This window comes from bacterium (genome assembly GCA_040757115.1).
In the GTDB taxonomy this organism is placed as follows: Bacteria; UBA9089; CG2-30-40-21; order CG2-30-40-21; family SBAY01; genus JBFLXS01.
Map to the genome: position 1 here is coordinate 1 of JBFLYA010000089.1, position 14,987 is coordinate 14,987.

A 14,987-nucleotide genomic window follows, 5' to 3' on the forward strand; every position below is an offset into this window, starting at 1 on the left:
CCTTATCAACCAGGGAAAACAGTCAAATCATTTTGTGGGGATTCATACTGTAGTGCCAAAACTCAACCTCTCTACTCTGTAAGTTGTTGATAATACAAGACTTATTTTTTTAAGCGGCGAAGTTGGGTTGTGGGTAACGATAAGCTTTAAAAAAGGGGATAATCCTTTAATCTTTGTGTCTTAGTGTCTTTGTGGCTGAACAGTTTAGCTACAAACAGGAGTTAAAAATTCCCATTTCCCTAAATTGATTAGACAATCTTTCCTTTAAACAGTCGATAAATTCGGTGGTTAAAGATGTAAGTTCTTTTTCTCGACTATAAATAAGATTGAAATCAAATCGAGAGTCTATGTTGGCTATAGGGATAATATCTATATTCTCCGGCTTTTTAATAAATGAGGATTTTGCGACAAAAGAGATACCAAGATTCTCTGCAACCGCACTTTTAACGGCCTCTGTTGAATCCAGTTCCATTTTGATATTTAAATCAGAAAGTTTGATGCCATATTTAGTCAATATTTCTTCCATTATCTTCCTTGTTCCTGAACCTTCTTCTCGAATAATTATTGGCTCGGACAATAACTCGCTAATTTCTATCTGCTTTTTAGATGTCCATAGATGTGAAGTTGAAGTAATAAGGATTAATTCGTCCTCATATACCTTTTCGACACTGAAAGAATGATTATCGATTTTGTCCTCAACCAGGGCTAAATTAAAGGCATTCGCCGATAGCTGTTTTAAAATCTGGTTTGTGTTGGCTACTTTTAAATAAATATCTACCCCGCCATCTTCTTTTCTAAAGGTGCTAATTATTCTTGGCAGAACATACTCACCTAATGTTGTGCTGGCACCAATGATTAACTTACCATTGCTTGAATTTCTGAAATGGCTTATCTCCAGAATCGCCTTTTCATAAAGAGCCAGTATTTGCTCTGTAAAGCCGCGTAATATTCTACCTTCTTGCGTGAGTAAAACACCTTCTTTTTCTCGTAAAAACAGTTTTACGGCTAACTTATCTTCCAGTCTCTTAATCTGGTGGCTGACTGCAGACTGGGTAATGTATAATTCATCACCTGTCTTTGAGAAGCTTTTTAATTGAGCCACCTTTTGAAATACCCTTAGAGTAAAATCATCCGTTTGACACCTCTTACTTCTTACTTTTTATCCGAGAGTCTTCATTTAATACTCAATTACCAATTCCCAGTTTTAAGTCATTATCCATCTTGACCAAATCCTCAAGAGTAGTTGAATCTAAAATCTCGCTTACCTTTTCTCCAACCTTTTTCCAGAGTAATCTTGCGGCACATTCTGGCGACCGATGGCATTCCTTATGACTTACCTCTGGATTAACACAAAATACCGGCTCAATATAGCCTTCAAGAGTTCTGATTATCTCCCCCGTAGTAATTTCAGCTGGTTTTTTAGTCAAGCGATAGCCACCAGCAGGTCCTCTTGTGCTTTCTACCAAGCCGGCTCTTTTTAATTTAACCATCAGTTGTTCTATATATTGTGAAGTAATCTCCTGGTTTTTTGAAATTTCAGTTGCCGGGACAAATTTTCCGGTCGTCCCGTGTAATGCTAACTCAAGCATTGACCTGAGTGCATATCTGCCTTTTGTGGAAAGCCACATCGGACTTTTACCTCCTTTCCAATTAGAATAGACCATAATGACTATTTCTTTCTCTAAAATAGTATCTCCACGGCTTGATACGGGCATGCCTTGAGGCAAAGACCGCAAACAATACAGCGTTCAGAATCAAAGGAGACCCTCATTTGCTCCCGGTTAACACTTAAGGTATCAGAGGGACAGATAGGAATGCACGCTGTACAATGAACACATTTTGCCTCATTCCACCGGACATCCTGAGCTAACGGTTGAATACTTACTCCCAATCCCTTCAGGTAATCCATTCCGCCGGCCAGTTTCTCCCTTTGCCCGCCTATCTCTACCACCAATCTACCTTCTTCATTCGGATTAACTTTGGCACTTAAGATATTAACTATCAAATCGTAGTCTTTAATTAGATGACAGGTAATTGGTTGTTCGACAATCTCTTTGGGAAATGTTAAAACCACTCGTTTCTTAATCATACTTTCTCCTGAAAATAGGAAGTAGAAAGTAGAGAGTAGAAAGTAGAAAGTAAAGAAAACATCACTCCTCACGCCTATCTCCTTACCTCCCACCTTCTACCTCCTACCTACTATTTTCATCCTCATTTGTGAACACACGGTTCATGAGCGTTTCTCCTAACTATCTAAACGATTATCTTTCTTTTAATGCCTTGAGTCTAATCTTCGAATCAACTGATGGAAGTTTTTGCACAGGTTCAGTTAACAGAAATTCACCTTTGCGTATCCATTCCTTGAGTATGTCCGCTATTTCTCTTGCTTTGGCATAGCTTGATAATCCACCAGTAGGAACCTCTTTGTTTCGAACGATTATTTTACCAGATTTTAGCTGAGCATAATTCACTTCAGCAAGACTCCCTGGTTTACCTTGTGGGTATGCCTCGCTGTAATCTATTACCTGGGTGTAAATTTCTTCATCCTTAACTGCGGTATATTGGCAGATTTCCTCGTTGAGGATAGGAATAGGCACACCAATTCCTACAGCTAATGTTACTCCATAGCCGGTCATACTCACTCCCCGTAACCATTCAGGATTTATCTGTTTTAAATCACCAAGAACCGCCAATGTCCCGGCTGGACTCTTTGGAATTCCCTTATCCGTCCGAGCTACATTGGGATTATGTTGAGTCCCCTGCCAAACAATGTAGCCTACTCCACCACCCAGGAATATTCTCGTTCCCATGCCAATAGTAAGATAGAGTGGGTCGTTGAGCAATGGAGACAGTTGTCCCGCACTACAATAGTTAGCATTCCCCAATCCTGGCTGTAAAACCCCCATATAGGTATAGATAACTGTATTTGAAAGATTTACTGCAACATTATAGTTCTGGTAGCAATTTCTTGGATTAAATAACACTGCCTCATTTAAGTCTTCAATATTAATCCAGGTATCAAGTTCTTTGCGAGGATAGCAATCTGTCCCGTAAGAGATTGCCTTCAGACGAATGTCCTTTCCGGCAACCAACTCTTCGATTATGTGTCCGCCACCATATTTGAATGCCCCTAGATAAATGCTGTTCGCCGGGTCATTTTCAGGAATTTCGGTTGCACCCAGAAAAACATCTACCGCCGCTAAACCTGCATGAGCTGGAACATTATTTAACCAGACCTTTTGAGCCTTGATTTTTGGTTTAGAATGACCAAAATTGAAGTAAACCTCTGAAGAGCACATCGGGCCAAAAGTAGCTGTGGTAACCACATCCACCTCTTTGGCTGCTTGCTTTACACCCTTCTTATCCACCAACCCGATAATCTCTTCCGCGGTTACCACCACAACTTCACCCTTTTTAATCCGCTCGTTAATCTGGGCAATGGTCTTAACCATTTCCAACCATCTTCCTTTCTTGAAACTTGTGAATATACTTGAGTATTTCTATCAACAATTATATTATACCATATCTGAGTAATTTTGTCAACAATCATTTTTTAACTGACTATGACTTTTTCTCATAGAGTTATAAGAATTACTCATTTGACAAATAGTTAATCAAGGGTTATATTATAAGTAGAATATATATAAATAATTTGCTTAACAATACAAGGAGGTAAAAACAAATGAAAAAGGTAGTAATTTTAGGTGGAGGAAGTGCAGGGGTGATGTTTGCCAACAGAATGAGGAAGGAGTTTAGTGAAGATGCAGTCCAGATGACGGTGATTGAAAAAAGTGAGACGCATATTTATCAGCCGGCATTTACCTTAGTAGTGTTTGAGTTAGACCAGCCGGAAAATCTTACAAAACCAATGAAAAACCTGTTTTTTGAGGGAATTAACTTAATCACTGATGAGGCAACGAAGATAGAACCGAAAGAAAACAGAGTAATGACTTCAAAATCTGGTGAAATTTCTTATGACTATCTCGTTATTGCCACAGGTGCAAGATTAATCTATGATGAGCCTGAGGGAATGTTAAAAGGGCTTGAGAAGGGTGAAAATGTATTTATGTTTTATTGCCTTGATGGAGCAATACGACTCAGAGAGGCAGTAAAGAGATTTGAAGGTGGCACAATAGTTTCATCTATTTGCCAGATGCCGATAAAATGCCCTGCCGCTCCTGTAAAATTCATTATGCTGGCAGAAAATACTATGAGACGCAGGGGGATAAGAGATAAATGTAGATTTGTATTCACCACGCCAATGTCGGATGTCTTCTCCAGGCAGCCTTATGCGGCTAAACTAAATAGCATCTTTAAGGAAAGAGGCATAGAGGCAATTGCAAATTTTACCCCATCAGAGGTTGATTATGAAAAAGGTGTGATAAAATCCTTTACAAAAGGACAAGAACCTGTCCAGTTTGATTTGCTTTGTATTACTCCACCACACGAAGGCCAACCCCTTATCGAAAATTCAGAAGGTGTAGGAAATGCCGCAGGTTGGGTTACCTGTGATAAGAATCTGATGGTCCATACTACTTTTCCCAATATCTATGGGATTGGAGATGCAACCGATTTCCCAACATCAAAAACTGCCTCTGGAGTAAGAAAGCAAGCTAAGGTTCTAACCGAGCGAATGAAATCACTCATAAAAGGTGAAAAGCCAACCGCGACCTACGATGGAGAGGTAATATGCCCGATGCCAACCAGATATGGCAAGGCGTTGTTTGCAGAATTTAACTATACGGAAAGCATCTCGCCAGCTATTGAGAGTTATTTTAACTGGATGGTTAAGGTTCATATGCTCAGACCACTTTACTGGAATCTTATGCTTAATGGCTTGATGTAATTAAGGTAAGTAGTCAAGCCACCCATACTAAAAATAATAAGAGGTAAAAGAAGATGGTAAATGATATATTAAAAACAATTAAAGATAGTACTAACCAGATAAATGAATTACACCGCAGGTTTAAGATAATCGAAAACCTTATCACGGATATAACGCCTGGTTTTGAAAGGGTTTGTAAGGAAACTAACCCGATTGTTCGAGAATTAAGAGAGAAGTTTGAGCGAGACGAAACTTTAACATTTGTCATGAGAATTGGAGATAGTATCCCATCTTTTGTAAGGCTTTTGGAGGTGATGAATGCTGTAAAAGGCTTGCTTGAGGACTTATCTTCAGTGCCTGATAAAATCTCTAAGGAAACACTTCCTATTGTCCGAGAGTTAAGAGAACGCTTTGAAAGGGATGAAACATTGAAACTCATCAAGCAGGTGGGAGACAATATACCGACCATGGTAAGGTTTCTGGAGATAATGCCGGCGGTAAAAGGGTTGATTGATGACCTATCGCCAGCTATCGACAAAATCCTGCATGAGACAGCACCTACAATAAAAATACTCCGCGAATCCTTTGAAAAAGATGAAACCATAGAGATTCTTAAAAAGACTGGAGAAAACATTAACACCTTTAATAAACTTCTGGATACCCTGTCTACTCTGGATAAAAGTGGGGACCTCGAGATTATCCTGGAAAACGCCGTGGCTAAAGAAACAAGGTGTTTGATTAAAGTAATGGAAAACTGCGTAGTTAAAACTATGCAGGAGGTTAAGGAGAAACCTATTAAACCCGGGCTGGGAAAGATTATCTTTGCCATAAGAGAGCCTGAGGTTCAAAAGGGATTATTATTCCTGATGACCCTTGCCAGAAATATACCGCAGTGTATATTAGAAACTATGAAAGATAGCCCGCAAGGGGAAAGGTGATAGCAACTATTAAAATCTTAACCTGATTCCAAGGGCAAATCTGCGTTTTTGACCAGGATAACCTAAAAGATACTCATAGTCTTCACCGAGTAAATTCTCACAGGAAAATGAATAATACAGCGAATCATTAATTTTCTTTTCAGCAGTGATATTCACCAGGAAATAACTTTTTAACTTGGGAATATTGGGGGTAACTGTGCCAAAACTACTATCTGCATATTCCGTGTTCAAATTAATGGTTAGTTTTTCCCCATCTTTATATCTCAGCCCCATCTTCAATCTATTCTCAGGCACATTTGGAATCTCACCACCTGATTTATTCTTAGCATTAATACAGGAATAACTTATATTCTGGCTTAACTTAGGACTAAAGTAATATCTAACTCCCAATTCTAATCCTGAAAATTTTGCTTTACCTATATTCTCAGGGCAATAGATATAAGTAGGTGAGCCTCCTGTCCAGATGATATATTTATCTACTCGTTGTGTCCAAATAGCCCCTTCTAAAAATAGCTCATCTGAGAATTGATAGTTAGCATCCATTTTATATTTCCAGCTTTTTTCTGGTTCTATCTTTGAGTTTATCCCACTATAGTCCCGATTGACATAAAGTTCATCAAAGGTAGGCAATGATAATTTTCGCTCTATACTCCCTGACATATTTATTTTTTCTTTCAGGGTATAATGAAGATTAAACAAAAAATCTAACTGTGATGAAGAAAAACTATTCTCATATTTGTCTAAAGATACCTTTGCATCGAGAAGCATCTTAGGTGTAATTTTGAAGCGTTTACCTTCTGCATATAAAGAATAGAATTTCAATGTTCTACCCGCTATACTTTTTAACTTCTCGTGGTAAATATCAGTTCCAATAGACAATGGCGGATTGCCTTTTTTAAACGGTGTCAAAAATCCAAGATGGGCACCGATGGCATTATTTTTAGCCAACCATCCATTACTACTGATATTCCCTTTACCGATGTCCAGACCAAGTAACATTTTTGATTCGGGTGGAACTTTGACCTCATAATTGATGGATACTGATTTCCTTAACTTATTCTCGACAAAACCGCCTTGATAAGGAAGGGTTAAATCTTTATTTAGATATTCTATCTCCGTTCTCCATGAATATTTAGGGAAATTAACAATTGTCTCTCCTGACAGGCAATCTTGACTGAATCGGTTAAAATAAGGGCGATTATCATAGGTAAATCCATCTGCTCTACCTCTATCGAGATGGAAATAATAACCTACTTCTTTGGTCTCATTGCTATGGGTAAAGTCATAGAGCAGGGTTTCGTCATTCCCGTAAGCTAAGCCAAAGGAATATAAAGTGGGCTTAGGCATTTTTTGTGGTAGTTGACTTATCGGTTTTTTTATTTCCTCTTTTTTGGGTAAAACAGGTTCTGGTTCAAATTTTGGTGGTTTTACCTCCTCTATGGTATATGCTGGCGGTTCGATACTCGGAAGAGGTTTCATAATAATATCTTCTTCTTCCGCCTCTATTGCAGACCTATCTTTCCCAATAATAGACATCTCTTGCGGTTTAATCTTTGACTCCTCGCTTGAAGTTCCTTCAATAGCTAATACTACCCCCCATTTAAACAATACTACCCCAATGGCTATGGCTAAAATCCAACTATTTTTTTTCATTTTTCTTTTCCTCCTTTTTTTTGGTAATTGGATAGCTGCAAAATTAGGAAACTGTAGTTTTTAAGCGGGTATTTAAAACCTCTATTTTTATCAATTTCCTCCAAAAATCAAAATGCAAAAAGCAAATATAAAAATTACATATCAAAATGTAAAATTATCTCTTTCCTTTCAGCGTTAAAATACTTGAAGCAAAGATATTACCAAATTCCTCCAACTCTTTGAGAAACACTATCCTTTGGCAACTTATCGATGAATTCTATAAATCGCAGAGTAAAGTTATATCGTCTTTTCTCGAAATCCTTTTTGAAATTTGATTTGTAATTTTGCATTTTGATATTTGATATTTAATATTTATTTGTTGTCTCCCCCAAATCCTATTTTGCAGAACCCTATGTAATTAGCAATTGGTGAATGGTAATTAGTTACCCATTACTCCTTTTTTTTGCACTCTTTAATATAATACTGTGCTTCTGTGACTAAGTCCTGGCGAACGGGAAAAATTTTAATCAGGGTTTCAAATTCTTTTATCGCCTCTTTATATTCACTTTGTTCATATAAACATAGACCTATTTTAAACTGTGATTCAGCGGCCCAGTCAGATTCTGGATACTGGGTTACCACGGCTCTAAAGGTCATCACTGCCGCAGGCTTATCTTCCTCTTTAAGAAAACACCGGCCAAGCCAGTAAAGTGCATCATCAATTTGTTCACTTTTTGGATATTCATTAATTAATAAATTATATTCTTCGATAGCTGATTTTATCTCTCCTTGATTATAGTAAATTTCTGCTATCTGGTAGTGTAATTGGGCACATAATTCTTCCTCTTCTGGATGGAGGCGGATAAAATCTCGATAGGTAGTTATCGCCTCATTATATTTTTTTTGTTGAAAAAGGCAATTCCCCAGTTGATATAAAGCATCTTTTTTTAACACTGAACTTGCCTCTGGATTTTTAATTATCTTTTGATAAATCTCTTCTGCCTTATTAAAATTTTTTTGATTGTAAAAACATATTGCTATTCGAGATTGCGACTCATAAGCTAACGAGTCAGCCGGGAATTTATCAATTACTTCTTGATATATTTTAATCGCATCTTCATATTTACCCTGATTATAGTATGACCAACCTAACCAGTAAATAGATTTTGAAAGATATTTGGAGAGAGGTAATTCTTTAATTAATTTTGAGAAATATTGTTGTGCCAGCGTAAAATTTTCCTGTTTGTAGTAACTTTGAGCCAATTGATATAAGCAAAAATCTAATAATCTGCTTTCAGGATATTTTGTTATCACCTTTTGATAGGTATCTATTGCTTGCTTGTAGTCTTTTAGATTAAAGTAACAATTACCCATTTTAGAGATTATTTCAGGAACTAAGTTCTGGTCTAAATTTACAATGGTAAGAGTCCTTTGAAATTCAGTTATAGCCTTATCATATTTTCCTTCAAGATAATAAGCCCAGCCAAGTCCGTATTGAATCTTAGACAAAAGGGGACTTCCTGGATACTGTCTCTGGAATTGGAAGAACAAGCTTCTTGCCTCTTCATATTTTTGGACATAACAATTAACAATTCCAGCGTGATAACAAATCTCTTCTGCCAGAGGATGTGTTGGATAATTTCTTAAAAACTGATTATACATATCCATAGCCGAGAGATAATCTTTTTTACTAAAAAAACTCTCTGCCAATTCATAAATTGCCAATGGGGTTTGTGGTGAATTTAAGTAACCTGCCATCATTCGATAACAGATGCCTTTAGCCCCGATAAAATCCCCTATTTTAATATAGGCGTTGACTAATTCATAAAGGATTTGGGGAATGAAGGAGTTTTGAGGATAGCGTTTGACCATTTTCTCATAAATATCAATAACCTGTTGAAATCTCTCTTGCTTTTTATATATCTTTCCTATCTGGAAATAGGCTTTAGGGATTAAATCACTATCTTCGAAATTTTTAATTAAATTCTCAAAACTATCTCTTGCCTCATCAAGATTATTTAATTTTAGGTGACATAGTCCTAAATTATAGTAAGCATACGGGGTAAATTCATTCTGGGGGGATGAAGAGATTAATCGTTGATATGCCTCTTTTGCCTTTGGGTAATCTTTAAGGTGCTCAAAAAGGATTTGGGCTGAATAATATTGGGCAAAAAATGCCTTTGAAGAAGTTGGGTATTTTTCAATTATTAAAGAAAAATCCTCAAGTGCCTTTTCAAACTGATGTTGGGAATATAAACAAAAACCTTTAATAAATAATACCTCTGAAATAAGTGGGTAGTCTGGATAGGTATTTATAAATTTTTCCGCCTCAACATAAGCCTTTTCCCAGTTTTTCTCTTTATACCAGCAATCTGTTAAATAGTACTGTGTATTTGCCTGTAATTTTATATCCGAAGAGTCAATTTTTGAAAAGGGGATGATAGCCTCTTGAAATTTTCCACAATAATAAAGACTTATTGCTTGAAAATAAAGACTTGTGACAAAATATGTGCTTCTGGGGTAATTCTCAGATAGTTGGTGGAAATAGTTATATGCACTGGTATAATCCTGTGTTTCAAATGAATACTTACCCAGTTGATATAAGGCTTCCTGAACACAGGAACTCTCTGGATGATATTTTATTATCTTCTGGTAAGTAGCGATTATTTCTTCTTGTGGGTATTTAAGTATAGTCAAGACCTGACTGAGACGATACAGGACATTTGATGCCTGTTCACTACTCAAGTTAGTTTGAGAAAGGTATTTATATTCTTCTAACGCTTGCCCGTATTTTTCTTGATGAAACAGGCATTCAGCTAAGTAAAATCTTGCCTCTGTCACAAGATGACTATCGGGATGTCTTTGAATGAACTCTTTGAATTTAATGCTGGATGAAAGATAAAGCCCATCATTATATAGTTTTTCTGCTTGTTCAAATTCATCTTCTGCAACCGAAAAGGATACGGCAGAATTTACAACAGCGGGTAGATACTGGAGGGCTATTATCAAAAAAACTATATAAAAGATATTCTTTCGCATCTATCCCCTCCCAATAATTTTGATAAGCAGTCAGACATCAGAGAAAGAAGGTTAAGAAAGAAATATAGAAAGAAAAAATTACTTTCCTTTCTTTTACTCAACCTTTTTTTATAATAACATAAATCTGGTCAAAAAGTCAAGAAGTTTTTAATAAAAAAATGGGGATAGTTTTTCTTTCCTGAAAAAACTTGACAATTATTGAAAAAGTGCTATAATAAAAAGTAACCGTTCAGGTGGTAATTTACCGCAGAGACGCAGAGAAACAGAGAAGACATAGAAATAAAGTAACTATTCAGCCACTGATTAACACGGATTAGCACGGATAAAAAAATAAAATCAGTGTTTCATCTGTGTCCATCTGTGGCTGAATAGTTATCAATAAATTTTAATTTTTTCTCTGCGTCTCTGTGTCTCTGCGGTGAACGGTTACGAAAGGTTAACAAAATGGAATTAATTAATAAAATTAAACAGATGAAAGAGAGAAGTGATGAACTTCGGCGTCAGGGTAAAAAAATAGGCTTTGTGCCGACGATGGGAGCATTACACGAAGGACATTTATCCTTAATGCGTCAGGCTAAACTAAAGAATGATGTTGTCATCATCAGTATCTTTGTCAATCCTATTCAGTTTGTCGAGGGAGAGGATTATCAGACTTATCCAAAAGATTTTATCTGTGATGTAGAACTGGCTAAAAAAACAGGTGTAGATATTATATTTTATCCCAAGGTTGAGGAGATGTATCCTGATAAACCTTTAACTTTTGTCAATGTAGAAAAATTAACCAGAGGGCTTTGTGGAAAATTTAGACCCAGCCATTTTCAAGGTGTAACGACTGTCGTAACAAAATTGTTTAATATTGTTAATCCGCACACCTCATATTTTGGACAAAAGGATTATCAACAGGCTTTAGTTATTAAACAGATGATTAAGGATTTGAATTTTGACATCGAGCTTGTGATAATGCCTATTGTTCGGGAGAAAGATGGTCTGGCATTAAGCTCAAGAAATACTTATTTGAACAAAGAAGAACGAAAATCCGCTCTGATTTTATATAAATCATTACATCTGGCAAAAAAAATATTAGATTCAGGGGAAAGACTTTCAAGAAATATTATCCTGGCGATGCAGGATTTAATTCAAACAGAAAAGTTAGCCTCGATTCAATATATTGAAATAGTCGATAGCAAAACATTAGAACCAGTTGAACTAATAGAAAAAAAAGTGCTCATTGCCTTAGCGGTTAAAATTGGCAAGACAAGATTAATTGATAATATTTTAATATCGTAGTAACTATTCAGCCACTGATTAACACGGATTAGCACGGATAAATAGCAGAAGGCAGAGAGCAGAGGACAGAGAGCAGAGGGCAGAAGGCAGAGGGCAAAGGCGGGTTGTCCCCCGCTGGCGGGGGATTAAGGGGGTGGAAATCTCTTCCACTGGCACAGGTGAAATCAGGCTAAAGCCTGCGGCTACCAGCCTTCCCGAGTCCCGAACCCCGAGTCCCGAGTCCCGATTTTCAGAAGAACCCTTCAGCCTAATTACGGACAGGGAAAACGGACACGGATTACGAATTTTTAGTGTTTCATCCGTGTCCATCTGTGGCTGAATAGTTACGAATATAAATCCATTAATAATCCTTGAATCATTTCTACCTTAGCCGCAATGTTAATGGGATTAATTTGTGTCTTGAGGACTCCTTCGGTTAATTCAGACAGATTTTTATTAATCTCTTTAATGATGATATTTACCTGTCGCTGACCAAGTTGTGCCTGTAAAGGTCGAACTGTAGTTGTTGTTTCTTCCAGCGAATAGAGGTTTTTAACTACTTTTTCCATAAATGTCTGGACAAGATGTCTATATTGGGTAAGATTTTCATAGATAGGGGATTGAACTAAAATTTTTCCTTGAGCTTCAATTTTATTAAGCAGGTCATCGAGGTATAATTTTAGTTTTTCTTTAGTTGCGGTTTTCAATTCTTCATCAAATGTTTTTCCATCGATTTTTGGCGGGGCATTTTTTTCTTTAATTGAGTCTGTTTGAAAAAGACTTTTATCCGCCATAGCCTCAAGTGGGATATTTGTATTTATCATTTGATTACTCCCTTTTCGTCCAGCAATTCTAATTATGGCAGAAAACACTTGAGATACATTACGATACCTTACACTTTTTCAAAATTAGAATTGCTGCGTTTCGCCAATATGTATTCAATAGAATCGACGAGGGCTAACCATGATGCATCAATAAGATTTTCTGAGACCCCAACCGTGCTCCAGATATTCTTTCCATCTGTAGATTCAATCAATACTCTGACCTTTGCGGCGGTGCCCTCTTTGGCATCCAATACCCTGACTTTATAGTCAGTTAAACGCACTTCTTTTAGTAAGGGATAAGATTCTTCTAATGCCTTTCTCAGGGCAGTATCTAAGGCATGAACAGGACCATCTCCTTCGGCAACTATATATTTTTGTTTGCCTTTTACATCTATCTTAATAATTGCATCAGATGAAAGCTCCCTATTTCTATTTTCGACAATAACCTCAAATTTCTTTAGAGTAAATGCAGATTTATATTTACCTAACACCTTTTTAATGAGCAATTCAAATGAGGCGTCAGCGGCTTCATATTGGTATCCTTCGTCTTCTTTTTCTTTGATTTTAGCCAGAATTTTTTGTGTTTGAGGAGTATCTTTTGACAGGTCTATTTTCATCTCCTTTGCTTTTTCCAGAAGGCTGGTTTGTCCGGCTAATTCTGAGATTAATATTTTTCGTTCATTTCCAACTAATTCTGGCTGGATATGTTCGTAGGTTTTTGGATTTTTTTGCACCCCGCTGGCATGGACACCGGCTTTATGAGCAAAGGCAGAAGTGCCAACATAAGGTTGATGTGATTGAGGGACAATATTAGCCATTTCTGCAACAAATCTCGAGACCTCAGTCAGGCTTTTGAGTTGGTCATCTGAAATACAATTCAGCCCCATTTTAAGTTTCAAGTTTGGGATGATGAGGCATAAATCGGCATTACCACATCTTTCACCGTAACCATTGATAGTCCCCTGGATATGCGTGGCACCCAATTTTACCGCCATAATAGAATTAGCCACCGCCATTCCTGAATCATTGTGGGCATGAATACCTACAGGGACTTTAATGACTTTCAGGACTTCTTTGATTGGCTTTTCTATTTCATAAGTCAACATTCCACCATTGGTATCGCAAAGGGCAATAACATCTGCACCCGCTTTCTGTGCCTCTAAAATAGTCGCTAACGCATATTCTGGATTTGCCTTATAGCCGTCAAAGAAATGCTCGGCATCATAAATTACCTCTTTACCCTTTGATTTCAAATAACGGACAGTATCTTGAATTAACTTTAAATTTTCTTCTAAAGAGATATTGAGTGCCTCGTGAACATGCAAGTCCCAACTTTTCCCAAATATACAGATTGCCGGGGTTTGTGCATCTAATAAATTTAATATACTCGGGTCTTCTTCAACCTTACATCTCGCCCTTCGTGTGCTTCCAAAAGCCACTATCTTCGCCTTTTTAAGTTTAATATTCTTTATTTCTGCAAAGAATTTCGTTTCTTTTGGATTTGAGCCAGGCCAACCACCTTCGATATAATCTACCCCTAAATGGTCTATCATCTGAGCAATCTTAATCTTCTCCTTAACCGCAAAGGATATTCCTTCTGTTTGAGCTCCATCGCGGAGCGTCGTATCATAAATTATAACCTTTTTCATAATAAACCTCCATTCAACCTTATCTCCTTCAAGTAATGGCTGAACACTTGTATTATACCTTAATTAACAAAAAAAATCAAGGAAAATTTTTTACCTGCACAGGTGGAAAACTTTCAGATTTCTCGCAAAGGCGCAAAGGACGCAAAGAAAAAACCTCCTTTACGACCTTTGCGTCCTGGCGAGAGAAAATTGTAAGCGTTCAGGTGGTGTAACAAAAGGAGATGTGGAGATTAAGGAGATAGGGAGATATTATTAAAAAAATTGAAATTAATAGAAACTAATAGAAATTTATGGAAATTTGTTGTTTTCCACAATCAATTTCTACCTATTTCTATAAATTTCAATCTATTTCTATTATCTTATCTCCATATCACTCTTATCTCCTTATCCCCTTTCTTACACTTTTGATATATAGCCTGAACGGTTACAGAAAATTTCTATAAAAGAATCGACACCTTTATTATACCGCCATAACTTCTTTAATTTCAAGAGGTTAAATATTATCCGTGTTCCTCTGTGGCTTTATACCTCAAAATTTCGGTGGTGTCTGAAAATAACTCATCTATGCAGATTTGGTGTCCAAAAGGGGATAAGGAGATAAAGGAAGATATGGAGATTATTCATTGTCCTTTCCAAAATTTTAGAATGAATTTATCTCCATATCTCCATAATCCCCATATCTCCTTTTCGGTAACCGTTCAGGCTATATATCAAAAGTGTAAGAAAGGGGATAAGGAGATAAGAGTGATATGGAGATAAGATAATAGAAATAGATTGAAATTTATAGAAATAGGTAGAAATTGATTGTGGAAAA

The 14,987-nt window shown here is 36.8% G+C and carries 14 protein-coding genes and 1 pseudogene; 5 read left to right on the forward strand and 10 right to left on the reverse strand.

The annotated features are described in order from the left end of the window. Window positions 1-208: 208 nt before the first annotated feature. The 5 genes and pseudogenes from AB1422_09465 to AB1422_09485 form a co-directional block, all read right to left on the reverse strand. Window positions 209-949: a LysR substrate-binding domain-containing protein gene (locus tag AB1422_09465; GenBank protein MEW6619540.1), complete on the reverse strand. Its 741-nt coding sequence runs from the start codon at window positions 947-949 to the stop codon at window positions 209-211. A gap of 12 nt (window positions 950-961) precedes the next feature. Then, a pseudogene (locus tag AB1422_09470) lies at window positions 962-1,108 on the reverse strand (LysR family transcriptional regulator). Window positions 1,109-1,184: 76 nt separating this feature from the next. Further along, window positions 1,185-1,628 (reverse strand): RrF2 family transcriptional regulator, encoded by a 444-nt coding sequence (locus AB1422_09475; protein MEW6619541.1) that lies wholly within the window; start codon window positions 1,626-1,628, stop codon window positions 1,185-1,187. Window positions 1,629-1,681: 53 nt separating this feature from the next. After that, window positions 1,682-2,182 carry an NIL domain-containing protein gene (locus tag AB1422_09480; protein ID MEW6619542.1) on the reverse strand — a complete coding sequence of 167 codons (501 nt, stop codon included), beginning with the start codon at window positions 2,180-2,182 and terminating at the stop codon, window positions 1,682-1,684. A gap of 79 nt (window positions 2,183-2,261) precedes the next feature. Continuing rightward, a complete protein-coding gene (locus AB1422_09485; GenBank protein ID MEW6619543.1) occupies window positions 2,262-3,452 on the reverse strand; it encodes a homocysteine biosynthesis protein in 1,191 nt (396 codons plus the stop codon). A 230-nt stretch (window positions 3,453-3,682) separates the two neighbouring features. On the opposite strand from AB1422_09485, the gene AB1422_09490 reads away from it, so the two are divergent. Further along, window positions 3,683-4,846 (forward strand): FAD/NAD(P)-binding oxidoreductase, encoded by a 1,164-nt coding sequence (locus AB1422_09490; GenBank protein MEW6619544.1) that lies wholly within the window; start codon window positions 3,683-3,685, stop codon window positions 4,844-4,846. Window positions 4,847-4,899: 53 nt separating this feature from the next. Further along, on the forward strand, window positions 4,900-5,763 hold the full coding sequence (locus tag AB1422_09495; GenBank protein ID MEW6619545.1) for a DUF1641 domain-containing protein: 864 nt from the start codon (window positions 4,900-4,902) through the stop codon (window positions 5,761-5,763). 9 nt (window positions 5,764-5,772) lie between these two features. Here AB1422_09495 and AB1422_09500 read toward each other — a convergent pair whose 3' ends face one another. From AB1422_09500 to AB1422_09510, 3 genes are all read right to left on the reverse strand, one after another. After that, window positions 5,773-7,416, reverse strand: a complete 1,644-nt coding sequence (locus AB1422_09500) for a TonB-dependent receptor (protein ID MEW6619546.1) — start codon at window positions 7,414-7,416, stop codon at window positions 5,773-5,775. Between the two features lie 197 nt (window positions 7,417-7,613). After that, window positions 7,614-7,745: a hypothetical protein gene (locus AB1422_09505; GenBank protein MEW6619547.1), complete on the reverse strand. Its 132-nt coding sequence runs from the start codon at window positions 7,743-7,745 to the stop codon at window positions 7,614-7,616. A gap of 100 nt (window positions 7,746-7,845) precedes the next feature. Next, the gene (locus AB1422_09510; protein ID MEW6619548.1) at window positions 7,846-10,434 is read right to left on the reverse strand and encodes a tetratricopeptide repeat protein; all 2,589 of its coding nucleotides are present in this window, start codon (window positions 10,432-10,434) and stop codon (window positions 7,846-7,848) included. 444 nt (window positions 10,435-10,878) lie between these two features. Here AB1422_09510 and panC point away from each other — a divergent pair, with 444 nt between their 5' ends. Further along, a complete protein-coding gene (gene panC / locus AB1422_09515) occupies window positions 10,879-11,721 on the forward strand; it encodes a pantoate--beta-alanine ligase (protein MEW6619549.1) in 843 nt (280 codons plus the stop codon). Window positions 11,722-11,854: 133 nt separating this feature from the next. Continuing rightward, window positions 11,855-12,040 carry a hypothetical protein gene (locus AB1422_09520; protein ID MEW6619550.1) on the forward strand — a complete coding sequence of 62 codons (186 nt, stop codon included), beginning with the start codon at window positions 11,855-11,857 and terminating at the stop codon, window positions 12,038-12,040. Between the two features lie 4 nt (window positions 12,041-12,044). Here AB1422_09520 and AB1422_09525 read toward each other — a convergent pair whose 3' ends face one another. After that, entirely contained in the window at window positions 12,045-12,524 is a 480-nt protein-coding gene (locus AB1422_09525; GenBank protein MEW6619551.1) for a YaaR family protein, read from the reverse strand. A gap of 68 nt (window positions 12,525-12,592) precedes the next feature. Then, window positions 12,593-14,173 (reverse strand): citramalate synthase, encoded by a 1,581-nt coding sequence (gene cimA / locus AB1422_09530; GenBank protein ID MEW6619552.1) that lies wholly within the window; start codon window positions 14,171-14,173, stop codon window positions 12,593-12,595. A 290-nt stretch (window positions 14,174-14,463) separates the two neighbouring features. On the opposite strand from cimA, the gene AB1422_09535 reads away from it, so the two are divergent. Next, window positions 14,464-14,616, forward strand: a complete 153-nt coding sequence (locus AB1422_09535; protein MEW6619553.1) for a hypothetical protein — start codon at window positions 14,464-14,466, stop codon at window positions 14,614-14,616. Window positions 14,617-14,987 lie beyond the last annotated feature (371 nt).

Bases quoted from the DNA above. Each gene is read 5' to 3' on its own strand.
- AB1422_09505 (MEW6619547.1), bottom strand. From the start codon at position 7,745: ATGCAAAATTACAAATCAAATTTCAAAAAGGATTTCGAGAAAAGACGA.
- AB1422_09490 (MEW6619544.1), top strand. From the start codon at position 3,683: ATGAAAAAGGTAGTAATTTTAGGTGGAGGAAGTGCAGGGGTGATGTTT.
- cimA (MEW6619552.1), bottom strand. From the start codon at position 14,173: ATGAAAAAGGTTATAATTTATGATACGACGCTCCGCGATGGAGCTCAA.
- AB1422_09495 (MEW6619545.1), top strand. From the start codon at position 4,900: ATGGTAAATGATATATTAAAAACAATTAAAGATAGTACTAACCAGATA.
- AB1422_09525 (MEW6619551.1), bottom strand. From the start codon at position 12,524: ATGATAAATACAAATATCCCACTTGAGGCTATGGCGGATAAAAGTCTT.
- panC (MEW6619549.1), top strand. From the start codon at position 10,879: ATGGAATTAATTAATAAAATTAAACAGATGAAAGAGAGAAGTGATGAA.
- AB1422_09485 (MEW6619543.1), bottom strand. From the start codon at position 3,452: ATGGTTAAGACCATTGCCCAGATTAACGAGCGGATTAAAAAGGGTGAA.
- AB1422_09510 (MEW6619548.1), bottom strand. From the start codon at position 10,434: ATGCGAAAGAATATCTTTTATATAGTTTTTTTGATAATAGCCCTCCAG.
- AB1422_09535 (MEW6619553.1), top strand. From the start codon at position 14,464: ATGGAAATTTGTTGTTTTCCACAATCAATTTCTACCTATTTCTATAAA.
- AB1422_09475 (MEW6619541.1), bottom strand. From the start codon at position 1,628: ATGTGGCTTTCCACAAAAGGCAGATATGCACTCAGGTCAATGCTTGAG.
- AB1422_09500 (MEW6619546.1), bottom strand. From the start codon at position 7,416: ATGAAAAAAAATAGTTGGATTTTAGCCATAGCCATTGGGGTAGTATTG.